15 protein-coding genes are annotated in these 25,723 nt (G+C 68.1%); 7 read left to right on the forward strand and 8 right to left on the reverse strand.

The features are described 5' to 3' along the window. Window positions 1-94: 94 nt before the first annotated feature. From EV657_RS12340 to EV657_RS12355, 4 genes are all read right to left on the reverse strand, one after another. Window positions 95-2,689: an SdrD B-like domain-containing protein gene (locus tag EV657_RS12340; RefSeq protein ID WP_134078053.1), complete on the reverse strand. Its 2,595-nt coding sequence runs from the start codon at window positions 2,687-2,689 to the stop codon at window positions 95-97. A gap of 45 nt (window positions 2,690-2,734) precedes the next feature. Then, window positions 2,735-3,409 (reverse strand): cadherin repeat domain-containing protein, encoded by a 675-nt coding sequence (locus EV657_RS12345; protein WP_134078055.1) that lies wholly within the window; start codon window positions 3,407-3,409, stop codon window positions 2,735-2,737. 496 nt (window positions 3,410-3,905) lie between these two features. Further along, window positions 3,906-6,236, reverse strand: coding sequence for a hybrid sensor histidine kinase/response regulator (locus tag EV657_RS12350; RefSeq protein ID WP_134078056.1), 2,331 nt, complete (start codon window positions 6,234-6,236; stop codon window positions 3,906-3,908). A gap of 221 nt (window positions 6,237-6,457) precedes the next feature. Next, window positions 6,458-7,522 (reverse strand): UDP-glucuronic acid decarboxylase family protein, encoded by a 1,065-nt coding sequence (locus EV657_RS12355; protein ID WP_113669257.1) that lies wholly within the window; start codon window positions 7,520-7,522, stop codon window positions 6,458-6,460. 642 nt (window positions 7,523-8,164) lie between these two features. Here EV657_RS12355 and EV657_RS12360 point away from each other — a divergent pair. Genes EV657_RS12360 through malQ form a run of 6 tightly spaced genes read left to right on the forward strand, consistent with a single transcriptional unit; the run spans window position 8,165 to window position 19,452 of the window. After that, window positions 8,165-10,543, forward strand: coding sequence for a glycogen/starch/alpha-glucan phosphorylase (locus EV657_RS12360; RefSeq protein ID WP_208323266.1), 2,379 nt, complete (start codon window positions 8,165-8,167; stop codon window positions 10,541-10,543). Window positions 10,544-10,586: 43 nt separating this feature from the next. Continuing rightward, complete coding sequence (gene glgB, locus EV657_RS12365) at window positions 10,587-12,803, forward strand: 1,4-alpha-glucan branching protein GlgB (protein WP_134078058.1); 2,217 nt, start codon at window positions 10,587-10,589, stop codon at window positions 12,801-12,803. Window positions 12,804-12,816: 13 nt separating this feature from the next. Beyond that, window positions 12,817-14,079: a glucose-1-phosphate adenylyltransferase gene (glgC, locus tag EV657_RS12370; RefSeq protein WP_113669255.1), complete on the forward strand. Its 1,263-nt coding sequence runs from the start codon at window positions 12,817-12,819 to the stop codon at window positions 14,077-14,079. Beyond that, complete coding sequence (gene glgA, locus EV657_RS12375; protein ID WP_134078059.1) at window positions 14,076-15,506, forward strand: glycogen synthase GlgA; 1,431 nt, start codon at window positions 14,076-14,078, stop codon at window positions 15,504-15,506. The genes glgC and glgA overlap by 4 nt, the downstream gene beginning before the upstream one ends. After that, window positions 15,503-17,599, forward strand: a complete 2,097-nt coding sequence (glgX, locus tag EV657_RS12380) for a glycogen debranching protein GlgX (RefSeq protein ID WP_134078061.1) — start codon at window positions 15,503-15,505, stop codon at window positions 17,597-17,599. Before glgA ends, glgX begins: the two co-directional genes overlap by 4 nt. After that, window positions 17,596-19,452 (forward strand): 4-alpha-glucanotransferase, encoded by a 1,857-nt coding sequence (malQ, locus tag EV657_RS12385; RefSeq protein WP_243837580.1) that lies wholly within the window; start codon window positions 17,596-17,598, stop codon window positions 19,450-19,452. The genes glgX and malQ overlap by 4 nt, the downstream gene beginning before the upstream one ends. 564 nt (window positions 19,453-20,016) lie before the next feature. Here the strand turns inward: malQ and EV657_RS12395 are convergent. From EV657_RS12395 to EV657_RS22535, 4 genes are read right to left on the reverse strand one after another with little or no spacing between them, the layout of a single operon-like run. Beyond that, the gene (locus EV657_RS12395; RefSeq protein WP_134078064.1) at window positions 20,017-20,754 is read right to left on the reverse strand and encodes a COG3904 family protein; all 738 of its coding nucleotides are present in this window, start codon (window positions 20,752-20,754) and stop codon (window positions 20,017-20,019) included. Between the two features lie 3 nt (window positions 20,755-20,757). Beyond that, a complete protein-coding gene (locus EV657_RS12400) occupies window positions 20,758-22,086 on the reverse strand; it encodes a hypothetical protein (protein ID WP_425057257.1) in 1,329 nt (442 codons plus the stop codon). Window positions 22,087-22,098: 12 nt separating this feature from the next. Then, on the reverse strand, window positions 22,099-22,428 hold the full coding sequence (locus EV657_RS12405; RefSeq protein ID WP_134078066.1) for an acylphosphatase: 330 nt from the start codon (window positions 22,426-22,428) through the stop codon (window positions 22,099-22,101). Between the two features lie 54 nt (window positions 22,429-22,482). After that, a complete protein-coding gene (locus tag EV657_RS22535; protein ID WP_166673700.1) occupies window positions 22,483-23,562 on the reverse strand; it encodes a hypothetical protein in 1,080 nt (359 codons plus the stop codon). 228 nt (window positions 23,563-23,790) lie between these two features. Between EV657_RS22535 and lepA the strand changes: the two genes are divergently transcribed. Beyond that, window positions 23,791-25,593, forward strand: a complete 1,803-nt coding sequence (gene lepA / locus EV657_RS12415; RefSeq protein WP_075786104.1) for a translation elongation factor 4 — start codon at window positions 23,791-23,793, stop codon at window positions 25,591-25,593. The last annotated feature ends 130 nt before the right edge of the window (window positions 25,594-25,723 follow it).

Consider the following 25,723-nt stretch of genomic DNA (forward strand, 5'->3'; position numbering starts at 1 on the left):
GGCCGTCGGCGGTTTGCCGGGACCCGCGGGTTGGGCGGAATGTCCCGCCGGTGCCGAAGGCCGGTTGCCCGGCCTTCGCCAGTCGTGTCCCGGTTCAGCACAGGCAGTCGTTCTGGTCGAAATTGAAGGCGACGATGAACGGTTGCGCGTTTTCCGGAGTGACCGGGTCCGGATCGACGATGAACGAGGCGATGTCGCCGTCTCCGGCCACGAAGCCCTCGCCATTGGCCAGCGCCTGCTGAACGAGGAAATCCACATCCGCGCTCTGACCGTAGGCGGGATCGAGCCCGAGCACGAAATCCGAAACGCTGTCGGTGCCCCAGACCCCGGGGTCGAGCGTGTCGGTCAGTTCCCAGATCGCCAACTGGACTTCCCAGCCCGAGAACTTGCCATCGACCGATCCGGCCGAATTGGCTTCGAAGTCCTGGGCGATGATCCAGTTGATCAGGTCGAGATTCTCGGCCGCGGCAAGCCCGTTGGCCAGGCCGACCTGGGTCGCGCCGAAGGCGGACCCGTCCCCGCCGCTTTCGATATTGCCGGCCAGTTCGGGCGCGGTGGCGAAGCTGCCGTCTGTCGCGACCGCCGTCTGGAAGCTGAGGCAATAGGCCTGCTGGAACACGACACCGTCGAGCCGGTCGTCTCCGGTGCCGGTGATCAACAGGTCATAGCCGTAATCCTGGATCGGCGAGACTTCGTTACCCGCGATCACCTGATAGGTGGCCGTCTCGGGCAGGCTGTCGATCAGCGACTGCAGCGAATTCGCATCGCCGCAATAGGTCATTTCGACGGTGGCCGAGGCCGTGCCGCCATTGCCGTCCGAGACGGTGTAGGTGAAGCCTGCCTTCGCGTGTTCGCCGATGTCGAGCGCGGCGATGGCGGCGTTGGCATTGCCCAGCACCTTCAGCACCCCGCCCTCGAGCGTTACGTCGCCCGCGGCGGTCGAGACGGTCTGGCCCTCGGAAATCGCCTGCCCGTCGATTTCGGTGATGGTCAGCGTGTCGCCATCGGGATCGCTGTCATTGCCCAGAACATCGACCACGATCACGGTATCGGCGCAGCCGCGGCCGGCATCGTCCTGGGGCTCGGGGGTCCGGTTCTCTTCGATCAGGCCCGCGTCGATGGTCAGATCGGTCTCGCCCGCGCCAAGATCGACGATGTGGCTGAGCCCGGTCGCGGGGTCGGCATCGCTGTCGAGCGCGTCGTCCCCCGCGTCGGCGGTGGTGAAGTCGAAGCCCGCGACCTCGTCGAACAGTACGCGGTACTGACCGGCCTCGAGCCCGTCGAAGAGGTACTTGCCATCGGCATCGGTGACGGTGCTGCGCCCCGTCGCGCTGCCGTCGCCGTTCAGAAGCGTCACCAGAACGCCCGCCGCGCCCAGTTCGCCCGCGTCCTGGAGGCCGTCGCGGTCGGCGTCGTACCAGACCGTGTCGCCCAGCGCGCCAAGCTTGGTCACGAGGCCCGCGTCGACGGTCAGATCGGTCTCGCCCGCGCCGAGGTCGACGATATGGCTGAGCCCGGTCGCGGGGTCGGCGTCGCTGTCGAGCGCGTCGTCGCCCGCGTCGGCGGTGGTGAAGTCATAGCCCGCCACGCCGTCGAACTGCACGCGGTACTGACCGGCCTCGAGCCCGTCGAAGAGGTACTTGCCGTCGGCATCGGTCACGGTGCTGCGCCCGGTCGCGCTGCCGTCGCCGTTCAGAAGCGTCACGGTCACGCCCGCCGCGCCCAGCTCGCCCGCGTCCTGGAGGCCGTCGCGGTCGGTGTCGTACCAGACCGTATCGCCCAGCGCGCCCAGCACCGGCTCTTCGTCCTGGCAGAGCTGGATCTTGTCGATCCGCACGAATTCGCCATCGTCGCCGCAGGCGTAGATCTCGATCTTGTCGCCGTTATGCACGGTGAGGTTCTCGATCTTGAAGGCGGTGAAGGGGCCGTTGTCATCGCCCGAGCCATCGGTGTCGCCATCCAGAAGGATGGTGCCCACCTCCTGCCCGTTGATCCTGATCACGAGGGTCGACTGCCCGTCATTCTCGTCCTGCGCGAAGACGCGCAGATCGTAGGTGCCGTCGCAGCCCTTGAAGCTGGTCGAAAGCGCCCCCCAGGTGCCGCAAGCCAGCCGCACCAGCTCGCCGCCCGAGGCCTCGGCGCCGCGCACGGTGACGAAGTTGTAGGCGCACATGTCCTCGGCTTCGATCACCACACAGGGCTCGCAGGCGGGCTGGCAGATCTCGATCTTGTCGATCCGGGCGAATTCGCCGCAATCGCCATAGCCCTTGAGGGTGATCTTGTCGCCGGCCTTCAGCGACAGATCCTCGATGGTCACGCTGGACCAGGAGGAACTGCCGACGCCGCCGTCGCCGCCGCCGTTCTCGTTGAGCCAGATCGTCTTGACCTTCGAGCCGTTCACATAGACGTCGATGGCGCCGCGGCCGTCGCTTTCATCCAGGTAGGTCAGCGTCAGGTCGTAGCTTCCGGTGCCGCCCTGGAAGGTCGTCGTGGCATAGCCCGAGCCCGCGCACAGCATGATGCCCGCCCCGTCCGAGGCATCCGAGCGGCCTTCGACCTTGTAGCCGCACAGGCTCATGTCCTCGGCCTCGATCACCGTGCAGCTGCCAGAGCCGCCCTCGGCGACGTCCTGGACGCAGACCTTCAGCAGCTTGACCTCTTCGCCGCCCTTGCCGTCGGCGACCCGCACCTGGACCTCATAGGTATTGTCGCCGCCCGCATCGGCCGACGCCTCTTAATCGGGCGGAGCGATGAAGCCGAGCTGGCCGGTCGCGGCGTCGATGGTGAAAAGCGCCGCATCGGCGCCGCCGACGACCGCATAGCTGAGCGCATCGCCATCGGCGTCGGACGCGTCGAGGTCGATGACGAAGGTGGTGTTCTCGTCGATGGTGATGCAGTTGCCGGGCGCGTTCGAGAAGGTCGGCGGCGTGTTCGGCGGCGCGACGCAGCCGGCGCCGAGACAGGCATAGTCGATCATGCAGCCGCTGACATTGCAGGTCTGGAGCACGGTCAGCGTCACCCCGGCGGGCGGCACCGCGCCATAGAAGGTGAAGAAGTCGTCGCCCTTGCCGGGCGCGTCATAGCCTTCGACCTCGATCTCGATCAGGTAATAGATCCGTCCGTCCGTCCCGCGCAGGACGTGATACTGTTCGGCGTAAAGCTGGGCGCCGACGCGACCGCCATTCACATAGGCGTCCTGGCCGGTCCAGTCGCTGGCGTTGTCGTCGCAATACTCGTCGCCCGAGAGGATGCTGTCGTCGTCATAGGTCGCCATCGTCACCGTGGCGCAGCCGGGCATCTTGAAGCTGTCGCCGCAGGACAGGTTGGTGTCGTTCGAGGCCAGCAGATCGGCCTCTTTATAAGCGGTCCATTCGTAACGCTTTTGGTGGTATCTATAGTAATAGGTCATGACTTCCGTCCCTCGCTGGCCCCGATAATCCGGGTTCGTCAACCTGCGGTCCGGCGCGCGGCTTTTTCATCCGGCTGCGGCGAACGCGCTGCACATCGGCTGTGGTTTCGGCTGTGAAAAGCCGCTGCGGACCGAGGGAAACAGGCCCAGGACAATAGAAGACCGCCCGAACGAAAAAGTCCGACCCCTGCGGTTTCAGATCTTGGTCGAATTGCGCGAAAAACACCCTGAAATCCGGGTCGCATTCACGCGCAGCAGTCCTGAAATCAAGCCGTCCCCCAACGGCACTCAGCGTATACCCCCCACGACCCCACGCTCGGGAACAGGATACCGGTTTTCATCTTCTTTTCGACAAATTTTTCCAATTCTCGTGAAGCCGGGCCGAGAGGCATGAAAGAAAAGAGGAAAATCGTGGCCGCGGCGCCGGGCTCGCGCGGCGGGGGCGGCGGCGAAGGACGAGGTGGCGCTGTCGTTGCGGAAGGCGGAGATTCGGCGGTCAGCCGACGGCGCGTACGAGAGGCGCGGCCCCGGACCCCGTGGCATCCAGCGCGTCCGGGCAGGGGCCTGTGGGGCGGGCGTCCTCACGGGCGAGAGTGCGGCCGGTCTCGGGGAAGGCATCGCCCAGAAGCTCGGCCAGGCGTTTGCGCGAGACCGGCTTCAGCGCGACCTCATCCATCCCGGCCGCGCGGAACCGGGTCAGGTCGGCGGGCAGGGTATGCGCGGTCATGGCGACGATCCGGGGCGGGACGCCGCTTGCCGCGCGGATGCGCCGGGCGGCCTCGACCCCGTCGAGGCGGGGCATGCTGATATCCATCAGGATCACGTCATAGCGCCGGGCCGTGGCCGCCGCCACGCCGTCGATCCCGTCTTCGGCCTCGGTCACGCGATGGCCGAGCCCTTCCAGCAGGCGGCGGGCGACGAAGCGGTTCACGCGGTTGTCCTCGACCACCAGCACGTCAAGCGGCCGGGCCGGAGCGGCAGCGGTCGCCGGGGCGGCGGGCCGGGCGATCCCGCCCCGGGCCTCGGGAAGATCGAGCCGCAGCGTGAAGACGCTGCCCCGGCCCGGGCGGCTCTCGACCGCGATCTCGCCGCCCAGCAGCTCCACATGGCGGGCGACGATGGCAAGTCCCAGCCCGGTACCGCCCGCCTCGCGCCCGTAGGTGGCGTCGACGGTGAAGAAGTCGTCGAAGATGCGGGGCAGATCCTCGGGCGCGATGCCGATCCCGGTATCGGCGACGCGGATCTCGACCCGGCCGTCGGCAGCCCTTGCGGCCGAGATCGTGACCGTGCCGTCGCGGGTGAACTTGACCGCGTTCGAGATCAGGTTGATCAGGATCTGGCGCAGCCGCGGCGCATCGCCCCGGACCTCTTCGAGGCCGGGCGCGATGTCCAGCACCAGCCGGGTGTCGCGCAGTCTGGCCAGCGACTGGTGGATGGCGACCACGCGCCTTAGCTTGGCGGACAGATCGAAGGCCTCGTTGCGGACCTCGGACCGCCCGGCATCCCGGCTCGAGGCTTCCAGCGCGTCCTCGACATGGTGCAGCAGGATCTCGCCCGAGCAGGCCATGACCTCCAGATACTGGCGCTGCTCGGCATCGAGCGGTGTGCGCTGCATCAGGTCCATGGTTCCAAGGAGCCCGTTCAGCGGCGTGCGCATCTCGTGGCTCATCACCGCGACCAGCCGGGACTTGGCCTTCTCGCCCGCGAGCGCCCGGTCGCGCGCCGCGGTCAGTTCGGCCTCGGCGGCCTTGCGGTCCGAAATGTCGCGCAGGAAGCTGACGGAAATCGGGCCGTCCTCGCTGGCGCCATGGGTGACCGAGAGCTCGGCGTCGAACCGCTCGCCGGTCTTGCGTTGCAAGGTCATCTCGAACCGGCCGCTCTGGGCTTCGCCGCGCCGGTGCGCCTCCCGGTAGTACGCCCGGGTGGCCATGCGGGCGTCGTGCTTGTCGGGCGGGATCAACAGATCGGTGGCGCTGCGGCCGATGACCTCGTCGCGGGTATAGCCGAAGGTCTGTTCGGCGGCGGCGTTGAATTCCAGCACGCGCCCGTCCTCATCGGTCACGATCACCGCATCGAGCGCGGTCATGACCACGGCATTGAACCGGGAGGAGCTTGCCTGCAGCAATTCGCTGCGGGTGCGCATCTGGCGTGCGAGGCGCAGCAGCGCGCCGATGCCGGCCAGCAGGAGCGAGATCAGCGCCAGGGCGATCAGTGCCAGCGAGCTTTCGAGCCGGTCGATCAGGCCATGCGCGCGAAAGTGGATCTGCATCAGGAGATCGGCGCCATGCGAGGACAGGTCGTGAACGTCGGCCTTTGTGGCGGCCAACTGGTCGATAAGGTCGGGAAGGCGGGTGCGCAGCCCGGCATCGTCGACCGCGACCATCTGGGCGATGTGGCGGGCCGCGTGGTCTATGTGACGGACCTGTTCGCCCAAGCCGAACTCCCGCAAGAGGTCGGAATAGGGGGCCGAGCGGGTCACCAGATCGGCCTGCTGGAGATATGCCGCGACGCCGCCCCTGATCCGTTCCAGCGGAATCATGTCCCGCTGTGCCAGATAGAGCGCGTTCTGCAAGGTGCTGTGTTCGGTTTCGAACCGGGCCAGGGCCGATTGAGCCTCGCCCGCGGTCAGGTCGTGCAGCCGCTCTTCGCGGCCGCGAATGTCCAGCGCCATGGTGCCCATGAGCCCCATCAGCACCGCCATCGAGACCGCCGCCGCCGCGATCTCGATCCGGCCCGAGCCGGTGGGCAGAGCCCGCGCGCGCAGCCAGGCCATCAGTCTGGCGGCAAAACCCAAGGGGGTGCGGACGGGCAGGGGGGCGGCGGACATGATGGAAACCTCGGAGAAAGACGGTCGCGCCGACCCGCGCGGCGCGGGCCAGCGGTTGCCAGATCAGCGCAACTTTGCGTCAATTTTAAGGAATCTTGCGCGAAAACAGACTGCATGTCCCGTCGGGCAGGCAGGACGGGTCGCGGTGCGGCGACGAGCCCCGCCGGAACAGGGATCGTGTCCGCGTGCGGGGCGCTCCTGTCGGGCGGCGTCCTTGCCGATCAGATTGCGCGCAGGGCTTCGGCCGCGACCGGGTCGGGCGCCAACGGCCGCAGCGCGGGGATCGGGGCCGGCTCGCACTGCCCGGCGAAATAGGCCAACGTGGCGCGCAGCCCCTCTTCCAGCCCGACCGCCGGGGCCCAGCCCAGCAGCCTGCGGGCGCGGGTGATGTCGGGCCGGCGCTGCACCGGGTCGTCGCAGGGCAGCGGGCGGAAGGCCAGCCCCGACCGCGACCCGCTCAGCCGCAGCACCGTTTCGGCGAGGTCGAGCACGCGCATCTCGGCCGGGTTGCCGAGATTGAGCGGCCCGGTCACCTCGGGCGGCGTCGCCATGAAGGCAATCAGCGCCCGGATCATGTCCGAAACGAAGCAGAAGGACCGGGTCTGCCGGCCGTCGCCGTAGATGGTGACCGGCTCTCCCGAAAGCGCCTGCATCGCGAAGTTCGACACGACGCGTCCGTCGCCGGGGCTCATGCCCGGGCCATAGACGTTGAACAGTCGCGCCACCTTGACCGGCAGGCCGTGCAGTCGGCGGAAGTCGAAGATCAGCGTTTCGGCGCAGCGCTTTCCCTCGTCATAGCAGGCGCGGGGGCCGATCGGATTGACATGGCCCCAATAGTCCTCGGTCTGGGGATGCATGATCGGGTCGCCATAGACCTCGGAGGTCGAGGTCTGCAACAGCCGCGCCCCGGTGCTGCGGGCCAGTTCAAGCAGGTTGAGCGTGCCCAGAACCGACGTCTTGACGGTCTGCACCGGATCGCGGGCGTAATGGGCGGGCGAGGCCGGGCAGGCGAGGTTGTAGATCTCGTCCACCTCGATCTGCAGCGCCTGCGTCACGTCTCGGCAAAGCAGCGTGAAGGCCGGATCGCCCCGCAGATGCGCGATGTTGCTTTCGCGCCCGGTGCTGAAATTGTCGAGGCAGATGACCTGATGGCCCCTCGCCAGCAGCGCCTCGCACAGATGGGTGCCGATGAACCCGGCGCCGCCGGTCACGAGGCTGCGTATCGCGGTGTGCTTCAATGGAATGATGCCTGTGCTGTCAGTTGGCGTTTCAAAGCCTGTCGGCATGCGCGCCTCGGGCCTGGCTTGGTCGGGGCGGCGGGCGACAGGCCCGCCAGAGATTTGCCGGCCCGTGCGGACCCCGCGCCGGTCGGTACTGACCCAGCGGCGCCCGGAACGGGGGCGCCGCATCGCAACCCACCCGGTCCCGGCTTCAGGCTGTGCGGAACGTTTCGCTGCGACCGCACAGAGTGTCGCACAGGTCCACTCAACTCCCAATTAAATTTTATCAATTAGATTCAACCAAGACGTGCATATCGCCTCATCGCCATGATGGCCATTCCCGTCCCGGCGGCGGCGCGTATCGCCGTCAGGCGCCGGACCCGGCCGCGTGCAGGGACCGCACCCGGCATCGGGTCTCGTCACCATACCGGCCCCTGACGGCGTCTCCATCCCCCGCGTCGGTCCGTGACGCCACGGCCCTCTGCGGCGCCGCGTCGCGCGCTGGGCCGGGCCCGCAGGCGGGCGTCCGACGGGGGCCTGAGCCCTCCGCTTCGGCCTCTGCCCGCAAAAGGGTCTGTCGCGCACCGCACTGGCGCGGAAGAGGGCATTCGCACGTCTTTGGCGAACTCGCGCTTGAAGCGGAGGCCCTTTTCCTTCCATATCGCGGCAGGACCGCAACCTGTCCATTCCCCTGATGGAGGCCTTCCCGTGACCGCCGCCGACCTGCGCGATGCCATCCTGCGTCACCTCGCCTACGAACTGGGCACAGATCCCGGCCATGCCACCCTCCACGACTGGCGGATCGCCCTGTCGCTGGCGGTGCGCGACCGGCTGGTCGACCGCTGGTTCGCCGCCAACAGCGCGACCCGTGCAGCGCAGCCCAAGCGCGTCTATTACCTGTCGATGGAATTCCTGATCGGCCGGTTGCTGGAAGACGCCATCGTCAACCTGCGGCTCGAGGATCAGGCCCGCGGTGCGCTGGCCGATCTGGGGCTCGAGCTTGACGCGGTGGTGCAGAACGAACCCGACGCGGCGCTGGGCAATGGCGGGCTCGGGCGGCTCGCGGCCTGTTTCATGGAATCGCTTGCGACCATCGGCTGCCCGGCCTTCGGTTACGGGATCCGCTATGAAAACGGGCTGTTCCGGCAGTCCTTCCAGGACGGCCGTCAGGTCGAGGAGCCCGAGGACTGGTTGAGTCAGTTCCATGCCTGGGAATTCGAACGCCGCGATGTCAGCCAGGAGATCCGCTTTGGCGGCGAGGTCACCGAGAAGGACGGCCGCGCGGTCTGGACCGGTGCCGAGGCGGTGATCGCGGCGGCCTTCGACACGCCGATCATCGGCTGGAAGGGGCGCTGGGCCAATACTCTGAGGCTGTGGTCGGCGCAGCCGCTCCACGGCTTCGATCTGGCGCGGTTCAACCGCGGCGAATATGCCGCCGCCGCCGAACCCGAGGCGACGGCCCGCACCATCAGCCGCGTGCTTTATCCCGACGACACCACCGGGCAGGGCAAGGAATTGCGGCTGAAGCAGGAATATTTCTTCACCGCCGCGTCGCTGCGCGACATCCTGCGCCGGTTCGAGGAAGAGGGCGGCGCGCTGGCCGATCTGCCCAAGAAGGCCGCGATCCAGCTGAACGACACCCATCCGGCGATTGCCGGGCCGGAACTGGTGCGGCTTCTGCATGACGAGCGCGGCATGGCGCTGGACGAGGCCATCGCCACCGCGCGCGGCTGCCTGAGCTACACCAACCACACGCTGATGCCCGAGGCGCTGGAACGCTGGTCCGAGGACCTGATGACCCGGCTCTTGCCGCGCCACATGCAGCTGATCGAACGGATCGACGAGGTCCATGCCGCCGAGATGCCGGGCCGTAGGGTCACGCTGCGCGAGCATGGCGAGGTCAAGATGGGCGAGATCGCCTTCACCATGGCGCACAAGGTCAACGGCGTCTCGGCGCTGCATACGGACCTGATGAAGGAGACCGTCTTTGCCGAGCTGCACCGGCTGCATCCCGACCGGATCGTCAACGAGACGAACGGCGTCACGCCGCGCCGCTGGGTGCTGTCGGCCAACCCGCGCCTCAGCCGGCTGATCACCGACGTGATCGGCGAGGGCTGGGTCGACGATCTGGAACAGCTGCACCAGCTCGAGGCGTCGCTGTCCGATCCCGGGTTTCTCGACGCCTATGCGAAGGCCAAGCGCGAGAACAAGGAAGAGTTCGCCGACTGGCTGGCGGCCGAGCAGGGCGTGCGGGTCGATCCCGAGGCGCTGTTCGACGTGCAGATCAAGCGTATCCACGAATACAAGCGCCAGCATCTGAACATCCTCGAAACCGTCGCGCTCTGGCGCGAGATCAAGGCCAATCCGGGCGGGGGCTGGGTGCCCAGGGTCAAGATCTTTGCCGGCAAGGCCGCGCCCGGCTATGTCTTCGCCAAGGAAATCATCCATCTGATCAACGACGTGGCCTCGGTGCTGAATGCCGATCCGGTCACCAGTCCCTATCTCAAGGTGCTGTTCCTGCCGAATTACAATGTCAGCCTCGCCGAGCGGCTGATCCCGGCCGCGGATCTGTCAGAGCAGATCTCGACCGCGGGCAAGGAGGCCTCGGGCACCGGCAACATGAAATTCGCGCTGAACGGGGCGCCGACCATCGGCACGCTCGACGGCGCCAATGTCGAGATCCGCGAGCGGGTGGGCGCGCGCAACTTCTTCCTGTTCGGCATGACCGCGGCCGAGGTCGAGGCGCGCCGGGCCGTGCCCGATCACGCCAGGCTGGCGATCCAGGCCGACCCGCGTCTGGGCGGTGCGCTGAAGGCGATCAGCCAGGGCGCCTTCTCGCCCAAGGACCGGCACCGCTATCGCGGGGTCGTCGCCAACCTGACCGGGCAGGACTATTTCCTGGTCTGTTCCGATTTCACCGCCTATTGGGACGCCCAGCGCCGGGCCGAGGCGGCCTATGCCGATCCGGAGGTCTGGCACCGGATGGCCGCCTGCAACACCGCGCGCTCGGGCTGGTTCTCGTCGGACCGCACGATCCGGGGCTATATGGGCGACATCTGGGGCACCGTGCCTCTGGTCGCGGAATGACGAGACCGTTGCATTTGGGTCCGGCCGTCTTAGGCTTCGGGGCATGAGTTCCGTCCGATCCGCCCCGGCGAAAGACCCGTTTCCGGCCCGCGAGGATGCGCTGCGGCTGCAGGCGGGGCTGCATGACGATCCGTTTTCGGCGCTGGGGCCGCATATGGTCGGCCGCCGCCGGATCGTGGCGGTCTTCCTGCCCGGCGCCGCGACGCTGGAGGCGCTGGTCGAGGGCAAGGCCCATCCGCTGACCCGCCGGGCCGATGCGCCCGACCTGTTCACCGGCGCGGTGCCCGGCAAGGGCGGCTACCGCCTGCGCGCCACCGACGGCACCGGTCAGGCCTGGGAATTCGACGATCCCTACCGCTTCGGCCCGGTAATCGGCGAGATGGACGAATACCTGCTGGGCGAGGGCACGCACCGGCGGATCTGGCAGGTGCTGGGCGCCCATGTCCGCAGCCACGAGGGCGTCGCGGGCACGCATTTCGCGGTCTGGGCGCCGAATGCGCGGCGGGTGTCCGTGGTGGGTCCCTTCAACGCCTGGGACGGGCGCCGCGCGCCGATGCGCCGGCGCGGCACCACCGGCGTCTGGGAGATCTTTCTGCCCGGTATCGGCGAGGGCGCGTGCTACAAGTACGAAATCCTTGGCGGCGACGGCACGGTCCAGCCGCTGAAGGCCGACCCGGTGGGCTTCGGGGCCGAGCATCCGCCGAAGACGGCCAGCGTCGTGCGCGACATCGCGGGCTATGGCTGGCGCGACGATGCCTGGATGACCTACCGCGCGGGCAACAATGCCCGGACCGCGCCGATCTCGGTCTACGAGGTGCATCTGGGCTCGTGGCGGCGCAAGGCGGACGAGGGCAACCGGCCCTTGTCCTACAAGGAGGCGGCCGAAGAGCTGGTCGATTACGCCGCCGACATGGGCTTCACCCATCTCGAATTCCTGCCGCTGTCGGAACATCCCTTCGACGGGTCCTGGGGCTATCAGCCGGTCGGGCTTTTCGCACCGACCGTGCGCCACGGGCCGCCGCACGAGTTCCGCGATCTGGTCGATGCGGCGCACCGCAAGGGGCTGGGGGTCATCCTCGACTGGGTGCCCGCGCATTTCCCGTCCGACCCGCACGGGCTGGAGCGTTTCGACGGCACGGCGCTTTACGAACATGCCGACCCGCGCGAGGGGTTCCACCACGACTGGAACACGCTGATCTACAATTACGGCCGCACCGAGGTCGCGAATTTCCTTTATTCCAACGCGCTTTACTGGCTTGAGGAATACCACATCGACGGGCTCAGGGTCGATGCGGTGGCCTCGATGCTCTATCGCGACTATTCGCGGAAGGCGGGCGAATGGGTGCCGAACGTCCATGGCGGGCGCGAGAACCTCGAAGCCATCGCCATGCTGCAGCGGATGAACGAGGTCGCCTATGGCGAGGTGCCGGGCGTCATGACGGTGGCCGAGGAAAGCACGTCGTTCCCGGGCGTGTCGCGGCCCGTCGACATGGGCGGGCTCGGCTTCGGCTATAAATGGAACATGGGCTGGATGAACGACACGCTCGATTACATCGCGCGCGAACCGGTGCACCGGAAGTTCCATCACCACCAGCTGACCTTCGGGCTGCTTTACGCCTTCTCCGAGAATTTCATCCTGCCGATCAGCCATGACGAGGTGGTGCACGGCAAGGGCTCGATGCTGGCGAAGATGCCGGGCAGCGACTGGGAGAAATTCGCCAATCTGCGCGCCTATTACGGCTTCATGTGGGGCCATCCGGGCAAGAAGCTTCTGTTCATGGGACAGGAATTCGCCCAGCGCGCCGAGTGGGACCGCGCGGCCGAGCTGGACTGGGGCGTGCTGGGGGCCGAGTGGCACAGCGGCATGCAGCGGCTGGTGCGCGATCTGAACACGCTTTACCGGGCCACGCCCGCGCTGCATGTGAAGGATTGCGAGGCCGACGGCTTCCGCTGGATCGAGGCCAATGCGGCCGAGATTTCGGTCTATGCCTGGCTGCGGCAGGGGCAGGAGGGCGACCCGCCGGTCGCGGTCGTCTGCAACCTGACGCCGGTCGAACGCAGCGGCGTCCGGCTGGGTCTGCCGCAGGCCGGGCGCTGGCGCGAGGTGATGAATACCGATGCCGCGATCTATGGCGGCGGAAACCGCGGCAATCTGGGCGGCGTTGTCGCGGAAGAGGTGGCACATCAGGGCCTGCCGGCCTCGGCCGAGCTGACGCTGCCGCCGCTGTCGGTGCTGTATCTGATGCCCGGCGAAGATTGACGAGGAGGGAACGATGGAGACGCGTTACAGCAGGCTCGCGGGGCGCAGCATGGCCTTCGTTCTGGCGGGCGGCCGCGGCAGCCGGCTGAACGAGCTGACCGACATGCGGGCCAAGCCCGCGGTCTATTTCGGCGGCAAGACCCGGATCATCGACTTCGCGCTGTCCAACGCGCTGAATTCGGGCATCCGCAAGATGGCGGTCGCGACCCAGTACAAGGCGCATTCGCTGATCCGCCACTGCCAGCGCGGCTGGAACTTCTTCCGGGCCGAGCGCAACGAGTATCTCGACATCCTTCCGGCCAGCCAGCGGGTCTCGGAAAGCCTGTGGTATCAGGGCACGGCCGATGCGGTGACCCAGAATATCGACATCGTCGACAGCTATGGCGTCGATTACGTGCTGATCCTCGCGGGCGACCACATCTACAAGATGGATTACGAAATCATGCTGCGTCACCATGTCGAGACGGGCGCCGACGTGACGGTGGGGTGTCTGACCGTGCCGCGCCAGGACGGCTCGGCCTTCGGGGTGATGAAGGTGGACGAGACCGACCGGATCGTCGAGTTCATCGAAAAGCCCAAGGACCCGCCGGGGATGCCGGGCGATCCCGAGCAATGCCTGGTGTCGATGGGGATCTATGTCTTCGACTGGAAATTCCTGCGCGCGCTGCTGATCGAGGATGCCGATAACCCCGGCTCCAGCCACGATTTCGGCAGCGACCTGATCCCCGGCATCGTCAAGGGCGGCAAGGCGATGGCGCATCGCTTCACCTCGTCCTGCGTCAAGGATCGCGCGGATTCGCCCGCCTACTGGCGCGACGTCGGCACAATCGACGCCTTCTGGAAGGCCAATATCGACCTGACCGACTTTACCCCCGATCTCAATCTCTGGGACAAGAGCTGGCCGATCTGGACCTATTCGGAATCGGTCCCGCCCGCCAAGTTCGTCCATGACGAGGAAGACCGGCGCGGGTCTGCGGTGTCCTCGATGATCTCGGGCGGCTGCGTCATCTCGGGCACCGAGGTGCGCAATTCGCTGCTGTTCACGATGGTCCACACCAACTCCTACGCGGTGCTCGACCATGCGGTGGTGCTGCCCTATGTCGAGGTCGGCCGGCGCGCGCGCCTGAAGAACGTGGTGATCGACCGCGGCGTCGTCATCCCGCAGGGGCTGGTCGTCGGCGAGGACCCGGAAGAGGATGCCAAATGGTTCCGCGTGACCGAGGGCGGGATCACCCTGATAACCCAGTCGATGCTGGACCGGAGGGCGGGCGCATGAGCCTGCGCGTCCTGTCTGTCGCGTCCGAATGCGTGCCGCTGGTCAAGACCGGGGGGCTTGCGGATGTGGCGGGGGCGCTGCCCGGGGCGCTGAAGGCCGAAGGGGTCGAGATGCGGGTGCTGATCCCCGGCTATCCGGCGGTGCTGGCCAGGGCCGACGCGGCCGAGACGGTCTGGGAAAGCCCTGATTTCTTCGGCGGTCCGGCGCGGCTTTACTTCGCGCGCCATGCCGGGCTCGAGCTTTACGTGCTGGAGGCCGCGCATCTTTATGACCGGCCCGGCGGGCCCTATCTCGATGGCGGCGGCAGCGACTGGCCCGACAACGATATCCGCTTCGGCGCGCTTTCGTGGATGGGGGCGCAGATCGGGGCCGAAGGTGCGGGCGACTGGCGCCCCGACCTGATCCAGTGCCATGACTGGCAGGCGGGTCTGGTGCCGCTTTACCTGAAGGCGCGCAGCGTCGATCTGCCGACCGTGATGACGGTCCACAACATCGCCTTTCACGGGCTGATGCCCGCCCAGCGGATGGCCGCGCTGGGGCTGCCGGGCTGGGCCTTTCATCCCGGCGGGATGGAGTTCTATGGTCAGGTTTCTGCGCTGAAGGCGGGGCTGGTCTATGCCTGGAAGGTGACGACCGTCAGCCCGACCTATGCGCGCGAGCTGAGAACGCCCGAATTCGGCGGCGGGCTCGACGGCGTGATCCGGGCGCGGGGGGGCGATGTGCTGGGCATCCTGAACGGCATCGACGAGGCCGACTGGGACCCTGCGACCGACCCCCATGCGGTGCGCTTCAGGCAGCCGCGCGGCAAGGCCAGGGCGCGCACGGCGCTGCTTGAGGAAATGGGCCTGAGCGACGGGCCGGGGCCGCTTTGCGTGGTGGTCTCGCGGTTGACCGGGCAGAAGGGGCTCGATCTGCTGTTGCAGGCGCTGCCCGATCTGGTGGCGCGGGGCGGGCGGCTGGCGCTGCTGGGTTCGGGCGAGCCGCCCCTTGAACAGGCCTGGCGCTCGGCCGCGGCCCGGCACGAGGGCGTCGCGGTCCGGATCGGCTATGACGAGGCGCTGGCCCACCGGCTGATCGCGGGGGGCGACGCGATCCTCTTGCCCTCGCGCTTCGAGCCCTGCGGCCTGACCCAGATGTACGGGCTGCGCTATGGCACCATTCCGGTCGTGGCCCGCACCGGCGGGCTGGCCGATACCGTGATCGACGCCAATCCGGCGGCGCTGGCGGCGGGCTTGGCCACCGGCATCCAGTTCGCGCCGGTCACCGCCGAGGCGCTGTCGGTCGCGCTTGACCGGCTGTGCGATCTTCACGCCGATGCCGAGCTTTTCGCGAAACTTCAGCGCAACGCGATGCGCGCGCCCGTGGGCTGGCAGGGCTCTGCCGCCGCCTATGCCCGCCTCTTCCGAGAGATCGTTTCCGCCCCATGACGACGCTGCCCACCACGATCACCGCCGGTTGCCCAAACGCGCTTGGCGCCCGATACGATGGCGAGGGCGTCAATTTCGCGATCTTCTCGGAACATGCCAGCCGGGTGTCGCTGTGCCTCTTCGACGAAACCGGCCGCACCGAGCTTGCCAATATCGACCTGCCCGAACGCACCCACCATGTCTGGCACGGCCGGATCGACGGGCTGCAGCCGGGCCAGCATTACGGCTATCGCATCTCGGGTCCCTACCATCCCGACCAGGGTCACCGCTTCAACCCCAACAAGCTTCTGGTCGATCCCTATGCCCGGCGGATCTCGCGCCAGCCGCGCTGGCACGACGCGCTGATGGGCTATGAGGTCGGCGCGGCCCGGGCCGATCTCAGCTTCGATACGCGCGACAGCGCCCCCTATGCGCCGCGCTCGATCGTGGTGGCGCCGGCCACCGACTGGGGCGACGACGCGCCGCCCGCGACGCCGATGTCGGAAACGGTGATCTACGAGGCCCATGTCAAGGGCCTGACCTGTCGCCACCCCCGGCTGCACGCACCGGGCACGTTTCGCGCGCTGGCCTCGGAGCCGATGCTGGACCATCTGCGCCGCCTCGGCATCACCGCGATCGAGCTTTTGCCGGTGCAGGCCTTCCTCAACGACCGCTTTCTGGTCGAGAAGGGGCTGACGAATTACTGGGGCTACCAGACGCTGGCCTTCTTCGCCCCCGATCCCCGTTACATGGAAACCGGCGATATCGCCGAGTTCCAGCGGACGGTGGCGCGGCTGCATTCGGTGGGCATCGAGGTGCTGCTGGATGTGGTCTACAACCACACCTGCGAAGGCAACGAGATGGGGCCGACGCTGTCGTTTCGCGGCATCGACAATGCCAGCTATTACCGGCTGGCCGACGACCGGCGCTATTACGTCAACGACACCGGCTGCGGCAATACGCTGAATACCGGCCATCCGATGGTGCTGCGGATGGTGATGGACAGCCTGCGCTACTGGGTCGAGACGATGCATGTGGACGGCTTCCGCTTCGATCTGGCGGCGACGCTGGGGCGGGGGCCGGGAGGGTTCGACCCCAATGCCGCGATCTTTCAGGCAATGCGGCAGGACCCGGTCCTGGCCCGGGTCAAGCTGATCGCCGAACCCTGGGATATCGGCCCGGGCGGCTATCAGCTGGGCGCCTTCCCGCCGCCCTTTTCCGAATGGAACGACCGGTTCCGCGACGGGGTGCGGCGGTTCTGGCGCCGCGATCCGGGGCGGGTGCCGGATCTGGCGGCGCGGCTGATGGGCTCGGCGCCGCAATTCGACCATTCGGGTCGTCCCGCGACCTCCAGCGTGAACCTGCTGACCGCCCATGACGGCTTCACGCTGATGGATGTGGTCAGCTACAACGACAAGCATAACGAGGCCAATGGCGAGGACAATCGCGACGGCCATTCGGCGAACTATTCCGACAATATGGGCGTCGAGGGGCCCAGCACCGATCCGGCCGTGACCGCGGCCCGGGCGCAGCGTCGGCGCAACATGATGGCGACGCTGTTTCTCAGCCAGGGCGTGCCGATGATCCTTGCGGGCGACGAGATCGGCCATACCCAGCACGGCAACAACAACGCCTATTGCCAGGACAACGCCACCGCCTGGGTCGACTGGCAGGGCGCCGACGACGCCTTTCTGGCCTTCACCGCGAAATGCATCGCCTTCCGCAAGGCGCACCCGATCCTGCGGCAAAAGCTGTTCCTGCATTCGCGCGAACGCGCGCTTGACGGCATCGAGGATCTGTTCTGGCGCCGCGCCGACGGCGCGCCGATGTGCCGGGCCGACTGGGAAGACCCCGAGCTGCGGCTTCTGGTGGTCGAGTTGCGCACCGCCTCGGGCACGCCGCCCTATGCCGCGCTGGAATACGCGATCGTCGCGGTCTTCAACGCGGGCGAGGCGGTCGAGGTCACGGTGCCCGACGCGCCCGAGGGCCAGGTCTGGAGCCTGCATCTGGACAGCTCGCGCCCCGATCTGGCGCCCGAGCCGGTCGAGGGCAGCTTCCAGATGCCCGCCGAGGCCGTGGCGGTTCTGGTGCTGGAAGAGGAGCAGCCGGTTTGACCGCTCTGGCCGTTCTGGCGCAGGCGGCCGGTCTGCTGCCGGTCTATCGCGACCTGACAGGCACCGAGCGCGAGACCCTGCCGGAGACCGCGCAGGCCCTGCTGGCCGCGATGGGACTGCCCGCCGCGACCGAGGCCGAGGCGGCCGAAACGCTGGCCGCATTCGAGGCTATGCGGGCGGGCCGCGTGCTGCCCGACTGGCTGGTCGCGGCCGAGGGCATGGCCCCCGAGCTGACCGTTCCGGCCGAGTGGCGGATCGAGCTTGAGACCGGCGGGCTGATCGAGGGCCGTGCGGAGGATCCGTTGCCCGCGCTGCCGCTGGGCATTCACCGGCTGGTCTCGGTCGGCCAGACGACCACCTTGCTGGCGGCGCCCCCCGCGCTGCCTCTGCCCGAGCGCGGTTGGGGCGTCGTGCTGCCGCTGTACGGGCTGCGCGATGCGGCCACCGGCGGGCTTGGCGATTATGCCGATCTGGCCAGGGCGGTGGCGGGGCTTGGCGGGCTTGGCGCGGGCTTTGTCGGCATCAACCCGATCCATGCGGGCTTTCCGACCGATCCGCGCGCGATCAGCCCCTATTCGCCCTCCAGCCGCCGCCGCTTCAACGTGGCCCATCTGGCGGTGCCGGGCGAGGGCACGCAGGCGGGCGGCGATCTGGTGGACTATCCCGGCGCCATCGCCGCGCGGATGGCGGCGCTGCGCGCGGTCTTCGCCGGTCTCGATGCGGACACGCTGGCCGCGTGCCGCAGGGCGGCCTGCGGTGCCGATCTGGACCGCTTCGCGTTGCATCAGGCGCTGGCCGACCGGTTCGGTCCCTACTGGCCCGACTGGCCCGCCGAGTATCGCAGCCCCGACAGCCCGGCCACGCGTCGCTTCGCCGCCGAGAATGCCGAGGCGGTCGCCTTCCATCTCTGGCTGCAGCTTCAGGCCGAGGGCCAGCTCGACCGGGTCCGCGCCGCAGCGCAGGCGGCGGGGATGGCGCAGGGGCTGTATCTGGACCTGGCGGTCGGAACCCATCCGGGCGGGGCCGAGACCTGGGCCGATCCGGGGCTTTTCGCGCAAGGGGTCTCGCTGGGCGCGCCGCCCGACGCCTTCGCGCCGCAGGGGCAAAGCTGGGGGCTGGCACCCATGGTGCCCGGCGCGCTGGCCGCGCGCGGCTTCCGCCCGCTGGCCGAGATCCTGCGCGCCCAGTTGCGGTTCGCCGGGCTCTTGCGGATCGACCATATCCTTGGCTTCGAGCGCACCTTCTGGGTGCCCGAAGGGGGCGCGCCGGGGGGCTACGTGCGAATGCCGCGCGCGGCCCTTCTGGCGGTGGCACGGATCGAGGCGGCGCGGGCGGGGGCCGTGATCGTGGGCGAGGATCTGGGCAATGTGCCCGAGGGGCTGCGCGAGGATCTGGCGGCCTCGGGGCTTCTGGGCTGTCGGCTGGCGATGTTCGACACCGATCCTGGGTCTTGGCCCGAGCCGGTGCTGGGCAGTTTCGGCAGCCACGATCTGCCGCCCTTCGCCGCCTGGGGGGCGGGGCGCGACATAGACTGGCATCTCAGGCTTGGCCATATCCCGCCCGACCGCGCCGAGGCCCTGAGGACCGCGCGCGCGGGGCAGGCGCAGGCGCTGAGCGTGCGGTCGGGCGGGGTCGGGGTCGATGCCCTGCATGCGGCACTGGCGGCAAGTCCAGCCCGGCTGGTGGCGTTGCAGGTCGAGGACATGCTTGGGGCGACCGAACAGGCCAACCTGCCCGGCACCGTCGACAGCCACCCCAACTGGCGCCGCCGGATCGGTCCGGGGGCCGCCGATCTGGCAGAGTGCGAGCCGGTCCAGCGCGCGGCCCAGATCATGGTACGTGCCGGGCGTTGAGGCCCGTCGACGGCACGCGGTGGGTCGGTCGCGCGGAGGCGCGACAAGGACGATGCGGCACCGCGTGACGGACAAGGTCGACATCGTGCCGGAGGGCGGATCGGGACCACGGCCGGGCTGGCGGGGGCATCGCACCCCGCGTCCCGGTCATCGACAAGGCCGGTCGGCCGGATGGCACCCTGACCCGGAGGGCGGCGGACGGGACCTGAACCCCGGCCTATGGATCTGTTGCGAAGGCCGCAGGTCCGCCACAACCTCCTCGGCTCGGCTCGGCTCGGCTCGGCTCGGCTCGGCTCGGCTCGGCTCGGCTCGGCTCGGCTCGGCTCGGCTCGGCCCGGCCCGGCCCGTGGCCCCGCCGAAGACGGCCCGGCGGCGTATTGTGGCCTCACACCGTTCGGCCTGCTCTGCCCGTCGAAACGTCCGGCATTCGCTCCGCGGCCCGGAGTTCCGCTTCACTAGCCCTCCGAGGCGCAGACGATGTCCGGCGGGGCGATCCGGGACCGGGGCGCGAAGCCCCGGGCAAGGCGGAGGCAGGGCCTGTCGCCATGGACGGGCCGGGGTCGGCTAGTCGTCCGAGGTCACCAGCCGGAACTCGACCAGTTCCTGCCGGTCGAGGATGTAGATTTCGCCGGGAGGCGTGCGCATCGCGGGTTCCAGCAGGGCGGGGTCGATGCCCATGGCCCGCAGATGCGCCATGACCTCGGCCTGTCCGCGCTGGATGTCGTTGACGGCCATGAAGGCGGGCAGGAAGGTGTTCTCGCCGAAATAGTGCTGGTGCACGCCAAGGCGGCCGCCTTGGGCCACCGTCCGCTCGACCCCGCCGGCGAAGATATAGGGACAGGCCGAAAAACAGATCGCGCCGTCGGCAACCCCGGTGTCGATCTCGCGCTCGCGCAGCTCGCGGCCGATGGCCAGCGCGTCCCGAACCGAACCGCCCGTGCTGTCGAGATTGACGATACGGACCGGTTCACCAGCCTCAGACCGCAGGGACAGCTCCTGGGCCATGCGCTCGGCGTCGCCCGGTGCGATCTGGCCCGAGACGTTCAGGCGGTCGCCGGTTCCATCGAAGGCAAGCCGGTCTGCCATGGGGCGTCCGCGCGGCGCGTCGGGACCGGCCGGGTGGCGATCGGGGACATAGGGGCGCACCGACGGATCTGCGGACCCCGGAGAAACCCCCGGCCTTGGAACGACTGAAACCAGATCGATGGCGACAAGAAGGGCCGCGATGCCCGCCTGCACCGCGAGAACGGCCAGGATCGCCCGGCGCAGGCCACGCGCGGAGGACGGCTGCGTGTCGTCCATCGGCTACTCCGCCCCCCTGACCGGAACGGGCTTCGGCCGTGTCAGGTCGCTGGCGCCGGGGGCGGGTGCGGCCCGGTCGTCCAGCCCCAGCGCGCGCGCGGCCTCGATCGCGGCGCGCAGCTCGGCCACCGTCATCGTTTCCTGCAGGGCGCTGACGCCCCGGCTTGTCCGGATCGCCTGATGCGTGACCATGAGGATGAAGACCAGAACGCCCGGCAACAGGTCGATGGCGATGGCGCCCGCCCAGGAGGGCACGAAATTCCCGGCATAGCGGATGACCGCGTCGGCGGCCGAGAGGGGCGTGTATTCGACCTCGGCCGGTTCCGGGCGGGTGGCGACCTCGGTGGCGGCGGCCTCCAGCGTGTCGGCCCGGTCGCGAAGCGCCTGCAGCACCGAGGCGATGGTGGCCTCCTGCGACTGGCGCCCGAGGGCGGAACCGGCATCCAGCGTGGGCAGGACGACCGAGTCGCGCAGATCGCCCGCCGCGCGCACGACCAGGGGCGCGGCGTTCAGCTGGCGCAGGCGCGCCACGATCCCCGAAAGCCGCACCGCCTCTTCCGAGAACAGCAGCGACCGGTTCTCGACGGCGCCCGCCTGAACGGTCAGCGCGCGCATCCGGCTGAGGATCGCATTGCCCTCGGCGAAGGCCTCTTCGACGGCACGGCCCTGGCCTGCGATCTGGTCCTCGAGCGCGGCCAGTTCCGCCGCCTTCTGGGTCAGGATGCGGAACACCGCGCCGCGCCCGGCAAGGCCCGACAGGTTGCCGCCCTCTTCCTGATCGGAGAGGGTCTCGAAACTGGCGCGCACCCGCGCGACGTCCCGCGACAGGCTCTGGCCCGCGATGGTGTTCGCATGGGTGCGTTCCAGCGCGACCTGATAGTCCTGCACCGTATGGGCCAGGTGCTGTTCCACCGCCGCCGCGCCTGCCAGCGCCGCCGCATTCAGCCAGGACGACATCGCGATGATCGCCACACAACCCAGGCCCATCGACAGCAGCAATCCCGTCCGCGACGCGGCGCTTCGCATCGCGGGCAGCAGGCGCATCATGTAGGTCCAGAAGACGAAGATCGCGACCGAGACCGCCAGCGAATAGGCAAGTGCCGCGAAAGTCGTCCAGGCGCCGCTGTCATCGAGCAGCGAGCGCACGCCGATATAGGTGTAGATCCCCGAGGCCGCCGCCAGAACGCCAAGCGCCACGCCGGTAAAGCTGTCGAGCCAGGCGAGGTGTCCGGCCAATTCGCGCGCATGCTGGGCCGTGTCGCGGGGGGGCTCTGCGGGGCCGGGGCCTGTGTCGAGGCCTGTGTCGAGGTCCGTGTCGGGCGAACGTGTCACAAAGCAATCCTTTCAAGAGGCGACGCAGAGACCATATAGGGCGTAAACCGCTCGGCGCAGGATGCGAAAGCCGGGTCCGGCGGCGGCGGCGGAGGCCGCATCGGCCGGTCCGGTCTCGACCGAGGCGACCCGCGCGGCGGCGGGGCCGTGGCCAAGCGCCTCGACCAGATCCGCCACCGCCCCGGCAGACCCCGAGACCCAGGCCTCGACGCTGCCATCGGCGGCATTGCGCCCCCGGCCGCTGAGGCCCAGATTTTCGGCGGGGGCTTGGGTCCAGTCGCGAAACCCCACGCCTTGCACGTGGCCGGTGACGCGAAGGCGGATGCTGGTGAGCTCGGTCATGTCGGCCTTCCTGTCCTCGAAAGGGGTAGGGCGGGCAGGCGTCCTGCCCAGGGCTCAGGGAAGCTTCAGGAAGGCTTCGGCCGCCTCGATGACCGCGCGGATCTTGTCCTGATGCAAGACCAGATACCCCAGCCCGGCCGGAACGCCCCAGTCGATGGCTTTGTCGGTGGCCCGATCCAGCTTTCGGCGGCACCATGTCGCGATCTCTGCGAGGGCAAGGATCAGGGCATCGGTTGCCTTGCGCAGTCTGGCCGGATCGGGCGCTTGCTTTTCGGCCTCTTCCTTCAGCTCCTGAAGCGGCGCCCAGACGATCAGGAGTCCCGCGGGCAGTTGGCTGTCCTGATCGAGCGGTTCCGGCGGATTGTTCCCGCCGAGGCCCAGGCGGGATGACGCGGTGCCAGTCAGGTCTTGTTCGAGATCCTCGATACTGCCTTGCAGATCACGCTTTGCGCGGAGCTTTTCGATGAGGCGCGCGATATGTGCCGCGCCCCTTTTCCAGTCCTCATCGGGAAGCAGCACGACCTGCCGTAGGAAGTCCCAGTCGACGGGTCGGCCGGCCAGCATGTCCTCGTACCATGTCTGCCAGAAGTCCCAGACGGAAGCGTCCTTCTGCCAGAAGGCGCGGAGTTTATCATATAGCCGCGCCAGCTTCTTGGGAAAAGCGCCGCCCGGCCAGAGCGGCGTGAGGAACACAGACGCCGGATCGCCATCGACGTTCGAGATGGCAGCGGCGTCATAATCTGTGGCGCAAAGGACTTGGGAGGCGGCGGCGTCGGAGGCGGCGAAGCGTGTGGCGAAGAAGGCGGAGGCGGCAGCGTCAAAGCCGATGAGGCGTGCTGCGGAAGATGCCGAGCGGGTGGCGTAGGTGGCGGAGGCAGAGCCGGACCGGGTATAGGAGTTGGCGGCGGCGGCGGCGGCGGAGCGGATGACTTCAGGAGTTGGACATGTGCCCGCAACTCCCGAACTCAGGATAGCGCGCAGCAAAGGGAGCGCTATTTGGCGAACCGTCCTATCATTGGCGCGCCTGATTGCCGGCAACCCGCGCAACGCACAGCGTGCAGCAAAGACAGCCTGAACCTCGCGCGGCTGCACTTTCAGCCACGCCTCGGTATTCTCCAAGTCGGTAATCGCCATGACAAACCTCTCCGCCCGCTCCAGTTTGCTGGGGCCGCCGTCACCGATCAAGTGCGGGAAACGCGATTGCGCGGAGGTGTCTGCAGAGCCCGGTTGGATGGCCGCGTGCGGTGGCGGTGGATCGTGCTATATCTGGATCTGGCAGGCGAACCGCCCGCCGCGACCTCTTTGCAGGCCCTCTGAAACAGCCCATTGACCGGCTTCGAAAAGCACCGCATATCCGCCCGCATGACCGAGCTCAGATACATCCGCAACTTCTCCATCGTGGCCCATATCGACCACGGGAAATCGACCCTTGCCGACCGGCTGATCCAGCTGACCGGCACCGTCGCCGAACGCGACATGAAGGAGCAGTTGCTCGACTCGATGGATATCGAGCGCGAGCGCGGCATCACCATCAAGGCCAACACCGTCCGGATCGAATATCCCGCGAAGGACGGCCAGACCTATGTGCTGAACCTGATCGACACCCCCGGCCATGTGGACTTCGCCTATGAGGTCAGCCGGTCGATGCGCGCGGTCGAGGGCTCGCTGCTGGTCGTCGATGCGACGCAGGGCGTCGAGGCGCAGACACTGGCCAATGTCTATACCGCCATCGAGGCCGATCACGAGATCGTCCCGGTCCTGAACAAGATCGACCTGCCCGCCTCCGAGCCCGAGCGGGTGGCCGAGCAGATCGAGGATGTGATCGGCATCGACGCCTCGAACGCGATCCGGATCTCGGCCAAGACCGGGCTTGGCATCCCGGACGTGCTGGAAGCCATCGTCACCCGGCTGCCGCCGCCTCATGAGGGCGATCCGACGAAGCCGCTGAAGGCGCTGCTGGTCGACAGCTATTACGATGCCTATCTGGGCGTGGTGGTTCTGGTGCGGATCATTGACGGCGTGCTGAAGAAGGGTGACCGCATCCGCATGATGAAGACGGGCGGTGTCTATCCGGTCGACCGGATCGGCGTCTTCCGGCCCGCGATGCAGAGCGTGGACGAACTGGGCCCGGGCGAGATCGGCTTCCTGACCGCCTCGATCAAGCAGGTCCGCGACACCCGCGTCGGCGACACGGTGACGACCGAGAAGAAGGGCTGCGAGACGCCGCTTCCGGGCTTCAAGCCCAGCCAGCCGGTGGTGTTCTGCGGGCTTTTCCCGGTCGATACCAACGATTTCGACGATCTGCGCGACGCCATCGAGAAACTGGCGCTGAACGATGCGAGCTTCACCTCCGAGATGGAGACCTCGGCGGCGCTGGGCTTCGGCTTCCGCTGCGGGTTCCTGGGGCTTTTGCACCTTGAGGTCGTGCGCGACCGGCTGGAGCGGGAATACGGGATCGACCTGATCACCACGGCGCCCTCGGTGATCTACAAGATCCACATGAAGGATGGCGAGGTGCGCGAGCTGCACAACCCCGCCGACATGCCCGACCTGACCTATGTCGATCATATCGAAGAGCCGCGGATCAAGGCGACGATCCTGGTGCCGGACGAGTTTCTGGGCGATGTGCTGAAGCTCTGCCAGGACCGCCGGGGCGAGCAGCTGGACCTGACCTATGCGGGATCGCGCGCGATGGCGGTCTACGATCTGCCGCTCAATGAGGTGGTGTTCGACTTCTACGACCGGCTCAAGTCGGTGACCAAGGGCTATGCCAGCTTCGATTACCAGATCTCGGGCTATCGCGAGGATTACCTCGTGAAGATGCAGATCCTTGTCAATGACGAGCCGGTCGATGCGCTGTCGGTGATGGTCCATCGCGACCGGGCCGATCTGCGCGGCCGGGCGATGTGCGAGAAGCTGAAGGAGCTGATCCCGCGCCACATGTTCAAGATCCCGATCCAGGCGGCGATCGGCGGCCGGGTGATCGCGCGCGAGACGATCGCGGCGCTGCGCAAGGACGTGACCGCGAAATGCTACGGCGGCGACGCGACGCGGAAAAAGAAGCTGCTGGAAAAGCAGAAGGCCGGGAAGAAGAAGATGCGCCAGTTCGGCAAGGTCGAGATCCCGCAGCAGGCCTTCATCAACGCGCTGAAGATGGACAACTGAGCCCGGAAGGCGGCCCTTTGCGGTCGCCCCCTGGAGAGCGCGACCGCGGGGCGCGGTGCCGACTGCGTGAGGCCCGGCCCTGGCACTGGACCTTGGCCCCGACTTGGGCCATACCAATTCCAAACCGGTC

Origin of the sequence: Rhodovulum visakhapatnamense (assembly GCF_004365965.1) — a bacterium.
GTDB classification, from domain to species: domain Bacteria; phylum Pseudomonadota; class Alphaproteobacteria; order Rhodobacterales; family Rhodobacteraceae; genus Rhodovulum; species Rhodovulum visakhapatnamense.